Below are 13,905 nucleotides of genomic sequence, written 5' to 3'. Positions count from 1 at the left end.
GAGTCGGGAATCAATGGTACCGCGGCCGCGCTCTGCGGTATCGTCTACACCTCTTTGTCAGACCGACCCATCACCACCCCTGATCGGCCTTTTCCATGACCGCAAAAGACAAACTTCCGCACGGTGCCGGCCATGCCGCACCGCGATTCAATGCGCGCGAATCCTGGCGTATCTTCGGCATCATGGCCGAGTTCGTCGAAGCCACCGAGCGGCTCAACGCCATTCGGCCGGCGGTATCGATCTTTGGCAGCGCACGCACCCCGCCCGATCACATGTACTACATGCTGGCCGAACGCATCGCCCGCCAACTGTCCGACGCCGGCTTCTCGGTCATCTCCGGTGGCGGGCCGGGGATCATGGAGGCCGCCAACAAAGGCGCCTATTTCGGCAAAAGCCCCTCGATCGGGCTGAACATCCAGTTGCCGCACGAGCAGGCTGCCAATCCGTACCAGGACATTTCGCAAACCTTCCAGCACTTTTTCGCGCGCAAATACATGTTCGTGAAGTTTGCCTCGGCCTATGTGGTCATGCCGGGCGGCTTCGGCACGCTGGATGAGCTGCTGGAAGCCATGACGCTGATCCAGACCCGTAAAAGTCGCAAAATCCCGATCATTCTGGTGCACGGGCCATTCTGGCAGGGGCTGCTGGACTGGTTCCGCGACCGCTTGGTGAGCGAGCGCATGATCAACCCGGAGGATCTGGACCTGGTTCAGGTAATCGACCAACCCGAAGAGGTGGTCGAGGCAATCTTCAAGCACTATGAGACACGTGGCTTCCTGCCTCTGCCCGAAGAACACGAGTTGATGCTCAACCTGTAGCGGCCGGTATCGCCTCGACCGATCGCTCGCACCTCGCCTGAGCCCCAAACCGGGACATCGGGCCGCGCACGCGCTGCCATCCAATCCGTGCCAGCGCGCGCATCCGGGCTACAATCGCATGACTACCGCGGAGAATTCATCATGCATCGCAGACTGCTCGTCCTTGCTCTGGCCTGCGCCTTGCCGGCCTTCGCCCAACAACCTGCCGACCTGCAACCACTGCCCGAACCCCCGCCCCCGCCGCCGGGCATGGCAGAAGACGACTTCGAGCCGGAAGTCACCATCGTCAAACGCGGGGAGGACACCGTGGAGGAGTACCGCATCCGCGGCCGCCTCTACATGATGAAGGTCACGCCGCCGCATGGCACGCCTTACTATCTGATCGATGAGCGCGGCAACGGCCAGTTCGTGCGCGCGCAAGATGCCGTGCCCACGCTGTCGGTGCCGATGTGGGTGATCAAGCGTTGGTAAGCTCGTCGGGTAAGGGCGCTTAGCGCCAATAATCCCGACCCGTTTCCCTCCCGCTGACAAGCATGTCCGTTTTCACCCCCGTCACCACCGAAGCGCTAGCCGACTGGCTGCGCCGTTATGCCATCGGTCATCTGGTGCAACTTCAAGGCATCAGCGCAGGCGTGCAGAACAGCAACTTCTTCGTCACCACCACGCTGGGGCGCTATGTGCTGACGCTGTTCGAAACCATCCCGCGCGCCGAACTGCCTTTTTACCTGCACCTCATGGCCCATCTGGCGCGCCATGGCCTGCCGGTGCCGGCCCCGATCGCCGACCGTGACAACGAATATCTGGGCACACTGTCCGGCAAGCCGGCGGTGCTGGTCGCTCGCCTCACCGGCCAGTCCGACATGGCACCCACACCGGCGCGCTGCGCCCGTGTCGGCGCCATGCTGGCCGGCCTGCATTTGGCCGGTCTGTCTTACGGTCGCCGGCAAGACAATCCGCGCGGCGCGGCATGGCGGCGCAGCACCGCCGCCCAGGTCAGACCGTTTCTGCCCGCCGACGATCAGGCCCTGCTCGATGCCGAACTAGCTCTCCAAGCGTCCGTCGCCGGTCAAGCACTGCCCGAAGGCGTAATCCATGCCGATTTGTTCCGCGACAACGTTCTATGGGACGGCGAGCACATCGGCGGCGTCATCGATTTTTACTTCGCCGGGGTGGATGCGCTGCTGTTCGATGTAGCGGTCACGGTCAACGACTGGTGCTCGCTGCCCGACGGCGAACTGGATGAGACCCGCACCCGCGCCCTGCTCGACGCCTACCACGCCGAGCGACCGTTCACGCCTGCCGAACGCACCGCCTGGCCGGCCATGCTGCGCGCCGCCGCGCTGCGCTTTTGGTTGTCGCGTGCAGCCGATTTCCACCTGCCACGCCCGGGCGAACTGGTGCTGGTCAAGGATCCCAACGAATACCGCAACATCCTGCGCCTGCGCGCGCGTGCCGTCCCGCCGCTGTTGGAGAGCCGACCATGACCCCCAAGCCGCCATCGACATCAATTGGCAGCGCGCAGCCTGCGCACACTTTGCAGTGGCTGACCGCCGGCTGGCAGGTTTTCCTGGCCCATCCCGGCATCTGGATCGCCCAAACGGCGATCTTGATCGCCATTCTCGCCGCGCTGGGGTTCGTGCCGCTGCTGGGCTGGGCGGCCGCACCGGTGGCGCTGCCGATGCTGGCCGCCGGCATGCTGGCTGGCGTCGATGCCCATCGCCGCCAAGGCACAGTGCGGGTGGACCACTTGTTCGAGGGGCTGCGCCGGCGCACCCGCGAATTGCTACTGCTCGGTCTGTGCCATCTGGCCGGCGCACTGCTCGCGGCACTGATTGCCACCCTGATCGGCGGCAGCGCGGTGCTCACCGGCATGCTGATCGGCGCACTGGCCGGAGTGAGCGTGGCCGCCGGCGGGGTGATGTTCGGCGTTCTGGTGTTCACCGTGCTCTGGACCTTGTTGATCATGGCGCTGTGCTTCGCGCCGGCGCTGGTGCTGCTCGGTAACATGCCGCCGCTCGAAGCCATGAAGCGGTCGGCGCGCGTCTGCTTTGCCAACCCGCTCACCTTCATCGTGCTCGCCGCCATGCTCTATGTGCTGGTGTGGATCGCCATGCTGCCTGCGGGCCTGGGCATGCTGGTGCTGGTACCCGTCATCATGGGAACACTCCATGCGGCCTGGGTACAACTATTCAACCCCGCGCCGGCACTGCCCGCCCCCGATCACAAACCGGAAAATCCCGTCGATGCAAGCTAGACAACTTCCCCTGTTCCGCGGCTGGTCCTGGCTGGCCGAAGGCTTCCAACTGTGGCGCCGCAATCCGGCCTTGATGACCTTTCTAGCCTTCGGCTATTTGCTGACCCTGGTGGTGGTCAGTCTGGTGCCGCTGGTCGGTCAACCGCTGGCCTCGCTGTTGATGCCGGTACTGTCGCTGGGCGTGCTCAACGGTTGCCGCGCCATCGACCAGGAACGCAAGGCCGGGCCGGACATTCTTTTCTCCGGCTTTCGCAGCAACATCGCCGCGCTGGTGACCATCGGCGGCATCTACCTGATTGCCAGTCTGTTGGTGCTGGTGCTGACCATGGCGGTCGACGGCGGCACCTTGCTCAAGGCCATGGGCGGCGGCAAGCTCGATGCGGAAAGCGCGCAATCGCCCGGTTTCGCGCTGGCCTTGCTGTTGGCCATGGCGCTGTCGACACCGGTCATGATGGCCTACTGGTTCGCCCCATTGCTTGCCGGGTGGTGGAAGCTGCCCGCGCCCAAGGCCATGTTTTTCAGTTTCTTCGCCTGCCTGCGCAACTGGCGGCCCTTTTTGGCCTATGCCGTGGCGCTGATGCTGTTCGGCGCCATCCTGCCGGGCATAGTCATCGGCGTGATTGGCCTGGTCGTGCCGCTGCTGGCCACCGTGCTCACCTTTTTGCTGCCGCTGGTGCTGATACCCACCCTTTTCGCCAGCTTTTACATCAACGCGCGCGACGTATTTGGCATACCCGGAGCAGCAGAGCATTCGGCACCGCTGATCGTCGATGACAACGATGCCCGCGACTGAAGCCGGCCCGCTTGGGCTTTTGGGCGGCACCTTCGACCCGATCCACCTCGGTCATCTGCGTCTGGCCGAAGAGGCCCGGGAGGCGCTCGGTCTGGCGCGGGTGCGGTTGATTCCCGCCGGTCGGCCGCCGCACCGCGACGCCCCCTCCAGTAGCGGTGCCGACCGCCTGGCCATGGTCCGACTGGCGGCAGCGGGCAACCCGGCCCTGGAGGTGGACGACGGCGAAATTCGCGCCACCTCGCGCAGCTATACCGTGCTCACGTTGGAGCGGCTGCGCGCCGAAGTCGGCGCGCAGCGGCCGCTGGTGCTCATCCTGGGCGCCGATGCCTTCCAGGGGCTACCCAGCTGGCACCGCTGGCAGGAGCTCTTCTCACTGGCTCATCTCGCGGTGGCCAACCGCCCCGGCTATGCGCCCCATGGGCGACGCTGGCCCGGCGTGCTGTCGCCCGAGTTGGACCAAGCCTGCGTCGGACGCCTCAGCAACGATCCGACCCAAATTGCCACCGCCCCAGCGGGGCGGGTGGTACCCTTCGACATGACGCCGTTGGGCATCTCCGCCTCGCTGGTGCGCGACCTGCTCGCCAGCGGCCACAGCGCCCGCTATTTGCTACCCGATTCGGTTCTCGACTATATTGCCCGGCACCGCCTCTACCGCCCCCACTGATGGAAACAACTGCCCTGCAAAAAGTCGTCATCGATGCCCTGGAAGACATCAAAGCCAAGGACATCCAAGTCATCGAAACCTCGAAACTGACTGCACTGTTCGACCGCATCGTCATCGCCAGCGCCGACTCCAACCGGCAAACCCGCGCGTTGGCCCACAACGTCCAGGACAAGGTCAAAGCAGCCGGTGGCGAAGTGGTCAGCGTCGAAGGCGAAGAAACCGGCGAGTGGGTGCTGGTCGACCTGGGCGCGATCATCGTACACATCATGCAGCCGGCCATCCGCAGCTACTACAACCTGGAAGAACTCTGGGCCCAGCATCCGCCGGTGTCGACGCGCCGGAAAACCGGCACCACGGCCGACTGATCCGCCGTGAAGTTGCTGTTGGTGGCGGTGGGTCAGCGCATGCCTGCCTGGGTGGCCGCCGGCTTTGACGAATTCGCCCGCCGCATGCCGCGCGAATTGCCGTTGCAGCTAATTGAGCTCAAGGCCGAACCACGTCACGCCGGCAAAACCGTGGATGCAATCCGAGCCGCTGAGGCGGCACGCATTCTGGCCGCACTGCCGCCGCGCTGCCGGCGGGTGGTTCTGGACGAACGCGGCGCGGACCTCACCACCCGTGCGCTGGCCGACCGCCTGGCGCATTGGCAGGCCGAAGGGCGCGACGTCGCCTTGATCGTCGGCGGCCCCGACGGCCTGGACCCGGCGCTCAAGGCCAGCGCCGACGAAACCATGCGGCTGAGCAGCCTTACCCTGCCCCACGCCCTGGTCCGCCCCCTGCTTGCTGAGGCCATCTACCGCGCCTGGAGCGTGCTGAAAAACCATCCCTATCACCGCGAATGAGCACGCCCGGGCCAGTCGCAGCGCGCAGGACCGGAGAATGACCCACCGCGGTCGTTTTTCAACGTCCTGCTAGAATGCGAGGTCATTCCAACATGATGCCTGCCTCATGAGCGCCGCCCCGCCCCGCATCTATCTCGCCTCACGCAGTCCGCGCCGGCGCGAACTGCTGCGCCAAATCGGCGTGCGTTTCGACGTGCTCGCTTTCCGCGGCGGCGAACGCGGCGAAGATGCCGATGTGGATGAAGCACCCCTCGACGGCGAGACCGCCGAGCGCTATGTCGAGCGCCTGGCACTGACCAAGGCCGAAGCCGGCATGCGGCGTCTGCTGTGGCGGCGCCTGCCGCGTCAGCCGGTACTGGCGGCCGACACCACTTTGGAAATGGACGGCCGCATCATCGGCAAACCGGCCAGCCCGGAGGATGCGGTGCGTATCCTGCAGAGCCTGTCCGCGCGCAGCCATCGGGTATTGACCGCGGTCGCGGTCACCGACGGCGAGCGCACACGCCGCGCATTGAGTATCAGCCAGGTGCGCTTTCGCGCCATCGACGAAGCCGAGCTCTACCGTTATGTGGCCACCGGCGAACCCCTGGACAAAGCGGGCGCCTACGGCATTCAGGGGCGTGCCGCGGTGTTCGTGGAGCACATTTGCGGTAGCTACACCGGCATCATGGGGCTGCCGCTCTATGAGACCGCGCAGTTGCTCCACGACTTCGGTTACGCTTGCCTGTAGCGGACGGCGCGGCCACCAATCGGCCGCCCGATCCGTCTAGGCGCCGGATTGGCGGACTGGACGCTCCGATGGGCCATGCGCAAACACGGCCACTGTTTGACCGTCTTTGCGCATTTCTCATTGAGTCTCAGTGCGCATGAGCATCGAATTTCTGATCAATTGCACCCCGCAGGAGACGCGGGTAGCCCTGGTCGAACAGGGCGTGGTCCAGGAACTGCACGTCGAACGCACCGCCAGTCGCGGCATCGTCGGCAACATCTATCTGGGCAAAGTGGTCCGGGTACTGCCTGGCATGCAATCGGCATTCATCGACATTGGTTTGGAGCGCACCGCTTTTTTGCATGTGGCCGACATCTGGAGCGAGCGCGCGCATGGCGAGGTGGCCAAACCGATCGAACGCATCCTTGCCGAAGGTCAAAACCTCACCGTCCAGGTGCTCAAAGACCCCATTGGCACCAAGGGCGCACGCCTATCCACGCAAATCAGCATCGCCGGACGCCTGCTGGTCTATCTGCCGCAGGAAAAACATATCGGCATTTCACAGCGCATCGAGGACGAAGCTGGGCGCGAAGCCCTGCGCGAGCGTCTCTCCCGGCTGGTGCCGCCGGATGAGCCGGGCGGCTTCATCGTGCGCACCATGGCCGAATCCGCCTCCGATGACGAATTAGCAGCCGACATCGCTTATCTGCGCACGCTCTGGCGCGAAATCCAGGCACGCAGCAGCGGCGCGCAGCCGCCGCGGGTGCTCTATGAAGACCTCAACCTCGGCCAACGTGTGCTGCGCGATTTGGTCAACGACGAAACCGCGCGCATCCTCATCGATTCGCGGGAAAACTTCCAGAAACTCGCCGCCTTTGCCGCGCAGTACATGCCCAAGGTGATGCCGCTGCTGGAGCACTATACCGGCGAGCGTCCGCTGTTCGACCTGCACAACGTCGAAGAAGAAATCCAAAAAGCGCTCGCCCGCCGGGTCGATCTGAAGTCCGGCGGCTATTTGATCATCGACCAGACCGAAGCCATGACCACCGTGGATGTCAACACCGGCGGCTTTGTCGGCGCCCGCAATTTCGACGACACCATTTTCAAAACCAACCTGGAAGCGGCCCAAGCCATCGCCCGCCAACTGCGCCTGCGCAACCTGGGCGGGATCATCATCATCGATTTCATCGACATGGATACCGCCGAACACCGCGACATGGTGCTGGAAGAATTCCGCAAGGCGCTGGCGCGGGATCACACCAAGATGAGTCTCAACGGCTTCACCGCGCTCGGCCTGGTGGAAATGACCCGCAAGCGCACCCGCGAGTCACTGGCCCACCTGCTGTGCGAACCCTGTCCCACCTGTGGCGGCCGCGGCGAAGTCAAAACCGCGCGCACCGTGTGCTATGAAATCCTGCGCGAGCTGCTGCGCGAGGCGCGCCAGTTCAACGCACGCGAATTCCGCGTATTGGCTGCCCCCAATGTGGTCGATCTATTCCTGGACGAAGAATCCCAGTCGCTGGCGATGCTGTCGGATTTCATCGACAAGAAAATCTCGCTGCACCCGGAAGCCAGCTACACCCAGGAACAATTCGACATCGTGCTGCTATGAACCCCGCCGCTTCCCCATCGGCCAAGCCGCCGGCCCGCACCCCGGCCGAACCCAGCCCCGCGCGCTTTACCCATCCGCTGAGCCGGGCCATCGCCGCCACCCGGCCGGCCTTTCTGCTGGTCACCCTGGTGGCCTGCGCACTTGGACTGGCCATCGCCCATGGCAGCGGCGTGCACCTTGAGCCGCTCAGCGCAGTGCTCTCGGTTTTGCTGGCGCTCGTGGCACATGCGGCCGGCAACGTCATCAACGACTACCACGACCGCGATGCGGACCGGCTCAACACCGGCCGCCTCTACCCATTCACCGGCGGCAGCCGCTTCATCCAGAACGGTGTCCTGAGCGCCCGGCAGACCGCGCTTCTGGGCTACGGTCTGCTGGCTGCGGTCATCCCCGGCGGGCTATGGCTGGCGTGGATTGCCGGCCCCGGCTTGCTGGCCATCGGCGCCGGTGGCCTGCTGGTAGCCTGGGCCTACTCCGCGCCGCCGCTCAACTTGGCCGGCCGCGGCCTGGGCGAACTGTGCATCGTCACCGCCTGGCTACTGGTGGTTGCCGGCACCGACTATGTGCAGCGCGGCGCATTCAGTGCGCTACCCTTCGCGGCCGGACTGTCTTACGCGCTACTGGTGGCCAATCTGCTGTACATCAACCAGTTTCCGGACCATGCCGGCGATGCCGCGGCCGGCAAGCGCACCCTGGTCGTGCGGCTCGGCCCACAAACGGCCAAGTGGGGCTACCTCCTGATTGCGCTGCTTGCCTACGGCTGGCTGGTGCTGATGGTCGGCCGCGGGCTGCTGCCGCAAAAAGCGTCCGCGGCCGCCTTCACCCTGGTGCTCTCTTTCAACGCTGCCAAGCGCCTGATCGATCATGCTGAGGAGGCCGCCGAGCTCGCCCCCGCCATCGGCCAAACCATTGCCGCGGCCTGCCTGCACGGCCTCATCCTCACCGCCGTGCTCGCCCTGGCCGACTGGCCCGGCGGGCACTGACCGCCTCCCAACCACCGCCCCGGATATGCCACACCCATGATCGGACGACTTGCTGGCACCCTGCTGGAAAAAAACCCGCCGCAAATTTTGGTGGACGTGCACGGCGTCGGCTATGAACTGGACGTGCCAATGAGCACCTTCTTTGGACTGCCCGCCACCGGCCAGCCGGTCATCCTACACACCCACCTTGCCATCCGTGAAGACGGACATTTCTTATACGGTTTCGCCACGCTTCAAGAGCGCGCCGCCTTCCGCCAATTACTCAAAGTCTCCGGCATTGGCGCGCGCACCGCACTGGCGCTGCTCTCCGGCCTGTCGGTGGCCGATCTCGCCCAGGCGGTGGCCCTGCAGGAAGCCGGCCGCTTGGTAAAAGTGCCAGGCATCGGCAAAAAAACCGCCGAACGCTTGCTACTGGAATTACGCGACAAACTCGACCCGGCGCTCAGCCCCGCTCAAGGTGTTGCCCTGGCCGCAGCGCCCGGCGCCCTTACGCCGAGCGATGCCAAAAGCGACATCCTCAATGCGCTGCTGGCACTCGGCTACAACGAGCGCGAAGCGCTGGGCGCGATAAAAGGACTGGACGAGGCAATCGACGTCTCCACAGGCATCCGTCAAGCGCTCAAGCACTTGTCAAAGCTCTGATGCAGCCCGCCGTGCAGCAGCGCCCAGCCCAAAAGACCCCAACGCTTCCAATCGAACCGCGATGCGGTGCTCGCGATGCGGTGCTAGAACGCCGCCGGACGCGCCATGAAAGAAAGGCTTGGAACAATCCGCTCTCGCAATCGCCCAAATCTTTGTGAACCCAATTTGCAAAATATTGATTTAAAGGGCTTTTTAGAGCGAGTTTCCAAGCAGTTACCCTGATTTCAAAGGAATCAAGACAACTCCTTCTTGAACCGCCTGGCAGCCTGGTATCGTCTCAGCGGTGTGCTGATGTCAGACCGGTGCGGCGCACGCCCGGCGGGCGTGTCGAAAGCCTTGACACATTGCACATCGGCCGGTTCTGGATTCGCGGCAAGCCCCTGTTTGCAAAAGCTTTCATAAGACTGGCACGGCTGATGCTTGTCAGCCCAGCAGTCAAACCGAAAACAGGAGCGTGGCGATGTTCAGAAACCTTTACCCAAACAGCCTGGCAGCCGGCGTGCTCGGTAGCCTCGTGCTGTGTGCCGGCAGTGCCCAGGCCGCCGTGTTGTCTTGGCAGTACGACATTTTCAGCGGCTTTACGCAGTCGACCATCGGCAGCACCACGACCCACTATCCCGACCCCGGCGTCGCCTTGCTGTCCTGGGGCAGTTCGACCGGTTCCGGGCACAGTGCGCTGGTGGTCAATAACCCATCCATTGTCGGCGCCTCGGTCGATACTTACCTTGGCGGCGGCACCCCGCCTACCGCACCGCCCTATCTGGGTTTCAGCACCTCGCTGACTCACCACAACCACCCGATCACCGGCAATTCGCTCTCCTCGGCCACCTTGCGGGCCGAAGTGACCTTGACGCCGACCACTCCGGCGGGGCCGGCCTTGCCAACCCAATTCACCGCCTTCGACATCGCTTTTGCTGAAACCCCCAACGTCAACAACTGCTCCTTTCCTTCATCCAGCCAGTGCGACGACATCTTCGTATTGCTCGGCGGGCTGCTGAATCAGAGCTTTCAGTACGACGCGGGCGACGGCGACGGTTTGCTGACCTACTTCGTCAATATCTTCCCGATCACCGGGGGGGTATTGGGTACGTTGTCCGATGCCAGTTGCGCGGCAGCAGGCCAAGGACCGGGCTGTATCGGCTTTCAGACCCGGGAAAATCAGTCCACGACGCTGGCCTTCGGTTTTACCATCTCCACCGAGCCGCTCGGCGTGCCCGAGCCCGGTGTGCTCGCCCTGCTGGGCATTGGGCTGGCTGGTTTGGGCCTGATGCACAGGCGCCGTATCTGAATCCAAATAACCTCGGTGCCGCAGCGTTCGGGGAGCCTTGCGCTCCCCGTTTTGTTTTCTTGCGAGTGTCGGAAGATTTGACTTGCGCCTTGGGCTAAACTGCGCGTCATGATCGAAACCGACAAACTGTCCGCGCCTCGGCTGCTGTCGGCGCAACCGGCCGACCGCCAGGAAGACGCCATCGAGCGCGCGCTGCGCCCCAAGCGCTTGGCCGATTACGTTGGCCAGCAGAAGATCCGGGAGCAACTGGAGATCTTCATTGCCGCGGCGCGCAATCGCCATGAAGCCCTGGACCATGTGCTGCTGTTCGGCCCCCCTGGCCTGGGCAAGACCACGCTGGCCCATATCGTGGCCGCTGAAATGGGCGTCAACCTGCGCCAAACCTCCGGACCGGTGCTGGAGCGCGCCGGCGATCTGGCGGCCCTCCTTACCAATCTGGAACCGCATGATGTGCTGTTCATTGATGAAATCCATCGCCTGTCGCCGGTGGTCGAGGAAATCCTCTATCCGGCGCTGGAGGATTTTCAGATCGACATCATGATCGGCGAAGGTCCGGCCGCGCGCTCGGTCAAGCTGGACTTGCCGCCGTTTACCCTGGTGGGCGCCACCACCCGCGCCGGCATGCTCACCAACCCGCTGCGCGACCGCTTCGGCATCGTCGCCCGGCTGGAGTTCTACACGCCGCAGGAGCTGAGCTTTATCGTCGCCCGCTCGGCCGCTCTGCTCAATGTCAGTATCGACGATGCTGGCGCTTTCGAAATCGCCCGCCGCGCGCGGGGCACGCCCCGCATCGCCAATCGCCTGCTGCGCCGGGTGCGGGATTACGCCGAAGTCAAAGCCGGCGGACAGATCACCGCCGCAGTAGCCGATGCGGCGCTCACCATGCTGGATGTCGACCCCCTGGGGCTCGATCTGATGGACCGCAAATTGCTTGGTGCGGTGTTGGAAAAGTTCGGCGGCGGTCCGGTCGGCCTGGACAATCTCGCCGCATCGATCGGCGAAGCGGCCGACACCATCGAGGATGTGCTGGAACCCTATCTGATTCAGCAAGGCTATCTGCAGCGCACCCCGCGCGGCAGAATGGCCACGCCGGCCATCTGGCGGCATTTTGGACTCCATCCACCGCGCAGCGCTCATCCCGGCTTGTTTGACGACGCCGGACCATGAGCGCCGGCCAACCGGTACCGATCCGCTGTCCCAGCGCCGCGCCGCCTACTTGAGCCATGCGCACATTCCAGGCTTTTGTGATCGTGCTGTGCCTGTTTGCAGGTTTTTGGCTACTCAGTGGCGCAGAGTTTTTTATGCCGGGACGCTTCGATCCTGCCTACGGGGTTTATTTCAGTGGCCTGTCCGCGCGTCTGCTCGGGCTGGGTTTGCTGTCGCTGGCATGGGCGGGCTTGAGCGTCAAGCGCTATGCCGGGCGCGGCAGCGGCAAAGCGCCGCCGCAGCGCTGGCAGGTGCGCTACTTTATCAACCTGGTGGTCACGCTGGCGCTGATCGGCACTGCCTATTATTTGGGTGAAGCCGGGCCCGCGCCGCATCTGCGCAGCGCACCGGGCGCGCTGCGCTAAGCGACCCTCCTGGTCAAATGCCGGCGCAGCCGCAGCCGCCACCCCCGCCGCAGCCGCCACCTACTGATTCCCCGTCGTTCTCAGCCTGCGCATGGTGTCGCGCAGACAGGCAGATCGCAAAATCGATCATGATCTTACCTGGCTCACGGGCCACGTATTGGATGCTGACCTGGTCGCCGTAACGCTGGCGAATTTGATCGAGTAGCGGCACAGGATCATGGTCGTTGACAAAACGCATGGTTTCGCCGTCCATCAGTGCTTCCAGTGCGCCAAAGGTGGCCGCGTGACGGAAGCGCTTGGCAACGCCGCGGGCATCAAAGACAAAAACGGAATCATTAAACAGGGGTAATTCGCTCATGAGCGCGCTCTCCTGGTATGTTGGGGTGGCACTCGCCTGCAGCGGCAGACGATGCGCAACCGCGCATGCTAGGGATACACACCCGTCAGCGCCTTGAGCCAAAACAAAATTGGGCGTTACCGCGATGTCAGCCAATCTGGCAGGCCAGCCCCTTGAGGTATTCGCCCTCCGGTACTGCCAAACCTACCGGATGGTCAGCCGCGGCCGACAGGCGATGGAGGATGCGCGCGTCCACACCGGCATCGACCGCCGCACCGGCAACGATTTTCTGGAATAACTCCACGCCCACGCCGCCTGAGCAGGAATAACTCATCAGGATGCCGCCGGGATCGAGCAGGCGGAACCCCAGCAGGTTAATGTCCTTGTAGGCGCGGGCAGCACGTTCGGCGTACGCCGCCGACGGTGCAAACTTGGGCGGGTCCAGCACGATCAGGTCGAACTTGCGGCCTTCGGCGCGCAGGCTGCGCAGCGCCTGGAACACGTCGTCCTCCCGCCATTGGGCGCGCGCCGCATCGAGCGCCGGATTGCGCGCCAGATTGCGCTGCGCCGCGGCCAGCGCCGGTGCCGAGGAGTCGATCGACAACACCTCGGCGGCCCCACCGGCCAGCGCCTGCAATGAAAATCCGCCGGTGTAGCAAAAGCAGTTCAGCACACGGCGCCCCGCCGCCAAATGCCGGGTAAGCAGGCGATTGTCACGCTGATCCAGATAAAAGCCGGTTTTGTGCCCGCCGACCACATCCACTTCCAGGGTGAGACCGTTTTCGACAATAGTCAGCGGCTCTTCCGGCAATTCGCCAAACACACAACCGGCCACCGGCGGCAAGCCTTCCAGGCCGCGTACTTCGGAGTCCGAACGCTCATACACGGCCACGCAGCCGGTCGCCTGCACCAACGCGCCAACGATGGCCTCACGCCATTTGTCAGCGCCGGCGCTGGTCAGTTGCACCACCACCACTGGGCCGTAGCGGTCGGCAATGACACCGGGCAGACCGTCGGATTCGCCATGGATCAGCCGCACGCCCTCCTGACCGGCAAGCAGCGGATGCGCTGCACGCCGTGCGACCGCCTCGGCCACCTTGCGTTTGAAGAAAGCATGATCGATGACGACTTCGGGGTCGAAGCTCCACACCCGCGCACGGATCTGCGAAGCGGGCGAGCACGCCGCACGCGCCAGCACCCGACCATCGGCGGTGCAGACATCCACGGTGTCGCCTGCCCGCGCACGGCCGTCGAGTGCCGCCACCGAGCCGGCGAACACCCATGGATGGCGGCGCAAGAGCGAGCGCTCCTTGCCGGGCTTGAGTATGAGTCGGGCCATGTCCGAATCGCCTGAATGAAAGAAGGCGCCGAAGTCTACCCGCTCCGAGCCTG

17 protein-coding genes are annotated in these 13,905 nt (G+C 64.3%); 15 read left to right on the top strand and 2 right to left on the bottom strand.

All coding sequences use genetic code 11. From position 1 onward, the window contains the following. Positions 1-95: 95 nt before the first annotated feature. The 15 genes from DIE29_RS01820 to DIE29_RS01750 all read left to right on the top strand — a co-directional run bounded on the left by DIE29_RS01820 (position 96) and on the right by DIE29_RS01750 (position 12,176). Positions 96-818, top strand: a complete 723-nt coding sequence (locus DIE29_RS01820; protein ID WP_108079518.1) for an LOG family protein — start codon at positions 96-98, stop codon at positions 816-818. A 141-nt stretch (positions 819-959) separates the two neighbouring features. Continuing rightward, positions 960-1,289: a DUF2782 domain-containing protein gene (locus DIE29_RS01815; protein ID WP_114649032.1), complete on the top strand. Its 330-nt coding sequence runs from the start codon at positions 960-962 to the stop codon at positions 1,287-1,289. A 62-nt stretch (positions 1,290-1,351) separates the two neighbouring features. Further along, complete coding sequence (locus DIE29_RS01810; RefSeq protein ID WP_114649031.1) at positions 1,352-2,302, top strand: homoserine kinase; 951 nt, start codon at positions 1,352-1,354, stop codon at positions 2,300-2,302. Further along, the gene (locus DIE29_RS01805) at positions 2,299-3,072 is read left to right on the top strand and encodes a BPSS1780 family membrane protein (RefSeq protein ID WP_114649030.1); all 774 of its coding nucleotides are present in this window, start codon (positions 2,299-2,301) and stop codon (positions 3,070-3,072) included. The genes DIE29_RS01810 and DIE29_RS01805 overlap by 4 nt, the downstream gene beginning before the upstream one ends. Then, positions 3,062-3,865, top strand: a complete 804-nt coding sequence (locus DIE29_RS01800) for a BPSS1780 family membrane protein (RefSeq protein WP_205409762.1) — start codon at positions 3,062-3,064, stop codon at positions 3,863-3,865. Before DIE29_RS01805 ends, DIE29_RS01800 begins: the two co-directional genes overlap by 11 nt. Then, a complete protein-coding gene (gene nadD, locus DIE29_RS01795; RefSeq protein ID WP_418333138.1) occupies positions 3,843-4,529 on the top strand; it encodes a nicotinate-nucleotide adenylyltransferase in 687 nt (228 codons plus the stop codon). The genes DIE29_RS01800 and nadD overlap by 23 nt, the downstream gene beginning before the upstream one ends. Continuing rightward, complete coding sequence (gene rsfS, locus DIE29_RS01790; protein WP_114649028.1) at positions 4,529-4,894, top strand: ribosome silencing factor; 366 nt, start codon at positions 4,529-4,531, stop codon at positions 4,892-4,894. Before nadD ends, rsfS begins: the two co-directional genes overlap by 1 nt. Before the next feature lie 6 nt (positions 4,895-4,900). Next, positions 4,901-5,371 carry a 23S rRNA (pseudouridine(1915)-N(3))-methyltransferase RlmH gene (gene rlmH / locus DIE29_RS01785; RefSeq protein WP_114649027.1) on the top strand — a complete coding sequence of 157 codons (471 nt, stop codon included), beginning with the start codon at positions 4,901-4,903 and terminating at the stop codon, positions 5,369-5,371. A 106-nt stretch (positions 5,372-5,477) separates the two neighbouring features. After that, positions 5,478-6,101 carry a Maf family protein gene (locus DIE29_RS01780; RefSeq protein WP_114649026.1) on the top strand — a complete coding sequence of 208 codons (624 nt, stop codon included), beginning with the start codon at positions 5,478-5,480 and terminating at the stop codon, positions 6,099-6,101. Between the two features lie 136 nt (positions 6,102-6,237). Continuing rightward, positions 6,238-7,692 carry a ribonuclease G gene (gene rng, locus DIE29_RS01775; protein ID WP_114649025.1) on the top strand — a complete coding sequence of 485 codons (1,455 nt, stop codon included), beginning with the start codon at positions 6,238-6,240 and terminating at the stop codon, positions 7,690-7,692. Beyond that, complete coding sequence (locus DIE29_RS01770; protein ID WP_114649024.1) at positions 7,689-8,675, top strand: prenyltransferase; 987 nt, start codon at positions 7,689-7,691, stop codon at positions 8,673-8,675. The genes rng and DIE29_RS01770 overlap by 4 nt, the downstream gene beginning before the upstream one ends. A gap of 36 nt (positions 8,676-8,711) precedes the next feature. Then, positions 8,712-9,317, top strand: coding sequence for a Holliday junction branch migration protein RuvA (gene ruvA, locus DIE29_RS01765; RefSeq protein WP_114649023.1), 606 nt, complete (start codon positions 8,712-8,714; stop codon positions 9,315-9,317). A gap of 460 nt (positions 9,318-9,777) precedes the next feature. Beyond that, on the top strand, positions 9,778-10,605 hold the full coding sequence (locus tag DIE29_RS01760) for a THxN family PEP-CTERM protein (protein ID WP_114649022.1): 828 nt from the start codon (positions 9,778-9,780) through the stop codon (positions 10,603-10,605). 108 nt (positions 10,606-10,713) lie between these two features. Continuing rightward, positions 10,714-11,772 (top strand): Holliday junction branch migration DNA helicase RuvB, encoded by a 1,059-nt coding sequence (ruvB, locus tag DIE29_RS01755; RefSeq protein ID WP_102040760.1) that lies wholly within the window; start codon positions 10,714-10,716, stop codon positions 11,770-11,772. 56 nt (positions 11,773-11,828) lie between these two features. After that, a complete protein-coding gene (locus tag DIE29_RS01750) occupies positions 11,829-12,176 on the top strand; it encodes a hypothetical protein (RefSeq protein WP_114649021.1) in 348 nt (115 codons plus the stop codon). Between the two features lie 13 nt (positions 12,177-12,189). On the opposite strand, the gene DIE29_RS01745 is transcribed toward DIE29_RS01750, so the two are convergent. Continuing rightward, a complete protein-coding gene (locus DIE29_RS01745) occupies positions 12,190-12,534 on the bottom strand; it encodes a DUF2249 domain-containing protein (RefSeq protein ID WP_114649020.1) in 345 nt (114 codons plus the stop codon). A 127-nt stretch (positions 12,535-12,661) separates the two neighbouring features. Further along, positions 12,662-13,852 carry a class I SAM-dependent rRNA methyltransferase gene (locus DIE29_RS01740; protein ID WP_114649019.1) on the bottom strand — a complete coding sequence of 397 codons (1,191 nt, stop codon included), beginning with the start codon at positions 13,850-13,852 and terminating at the stop codon, positions 12,662-12,664. Positions 13,853-13,905: the final 53 nt, after the last annotated feature.

The organism is Pseudothauera hydrothermalis, assembly GCF_003345255.1.
Lineage (GTDB): Bacteria > Pseudomonadota > Gammaproteobacteria > Burkholderiales > Rhodocyclaceae > Pseudothauera > Pseudothauera hydrothermalis.
This window is presented reverse-complemented; position numbering and strand designations above follow the sequence as displayed.

Coding starts and splice junctions, on each gene's coding strand:
- rsfS (WP_114649028.1), top strand. CDS start 4,529: ATGGAAACAACTGCCCTGCAAAAAGTCGTCATCGATGCCCTGGAAGAC.
- DIE29_RS01820 (WP_108079518.1), top strand. CDS start 96: ATGACCGCAAAAGACAAACTTCCGCACGGTGCCGGCCATGCCGCACCG.
- DIE29_RS01815 (WP_114649032.1), top strand. CDS start 960: ATGCATCGCAGACTGCTCGTCCTTGCTCTGGCCTGCGCCTTGCCGGCC.
- DIE29_RS01805 (WP_114649030.1), top strand. CDS start 2,299: ATGACCCCCAAGCCGCCATCGACATCAATTGGCAGCGCGCAGCCTGCG.
- DIE29_RS01740 (WP_114649019.1), bottom strand. CDS start 13,852: ATGGCCCGACTCATACTCAAGCCCGGCAAGGAGCGCTCGCTCTTGCGC.
- DIE29_RS01750 (WP_114649021.1), top strand. CDS start 11,829: ATGCGCACATTCCAGGCTTTTGTGATCGTGCTGTGCCTGTTTGCAGGT.
- rng (WP_114649025.1), top strand. CDS start 6,238: ATGAGCATCGAATTTCTGATCAATTGCACCCCGCAGGAGACGCGGGTA.
- DIE29_RS01770 (WP_114649024.1), top strand. CDS start 7,689: ATGAACCCCGCCGCTTCCCCATCGGCCAAGCCGCCGGCCCGCACCCCG.
- DIE29_RS01780 (WP_114649026.1), top strand. CDS start 5,478: ATGAGCGCCGCCCCGCCCCGCATCTATCTCGCCTCACGCAGTCCGCGC.
- nadD (WP_418333138.1), top strand. CDS start 3,843: ATGACAACGATGCCCGCGACTGAAGCCGGCCCGCTTGGGCTTTTGGGC.
- ruvA (WP_114649023.1), top strand. CDS start 8,712: ATGATCGGACGACTTGCTGGCACCCTGCTGGAAAAAAACCCGCCGCAA.
- DIE29_RS01800 (WP_205409762.1), top strand. CDS start 3,062: ATGCAAGCTAGACAACTTCCCCTGTTCCGCGGCTGGTCCTGGCTGGCC.
- ruvB (WP_102040760.1), top strand. CDS start 10,714: ATGATCGAAACCGACAAACTGTCCGCGCCTCGGCTGCTGTCGGCGCAA.
- DIE29_RS01810 (WP_114649031.1), top strand. CDS start 1,352: ATGTCCGTTTTCACCCCCGTCACCACCGAAGCGCTAGCCGACTGGCTG.
- DIE29_RS01745 (WP_114649020.1), bottom strand. CDS start 12,534: ATGAGCGAATTACCCCTGTTTAATGATTCCGTTTTTGTCTTTGATGCC.
- DIE29_RS01760 (WP_114649022.1), top strand. CDS start 9,778: ATGTTCAGAAACCTTTACCCAAACAGCCTGGCAGCCGGCGTGCTCGGT.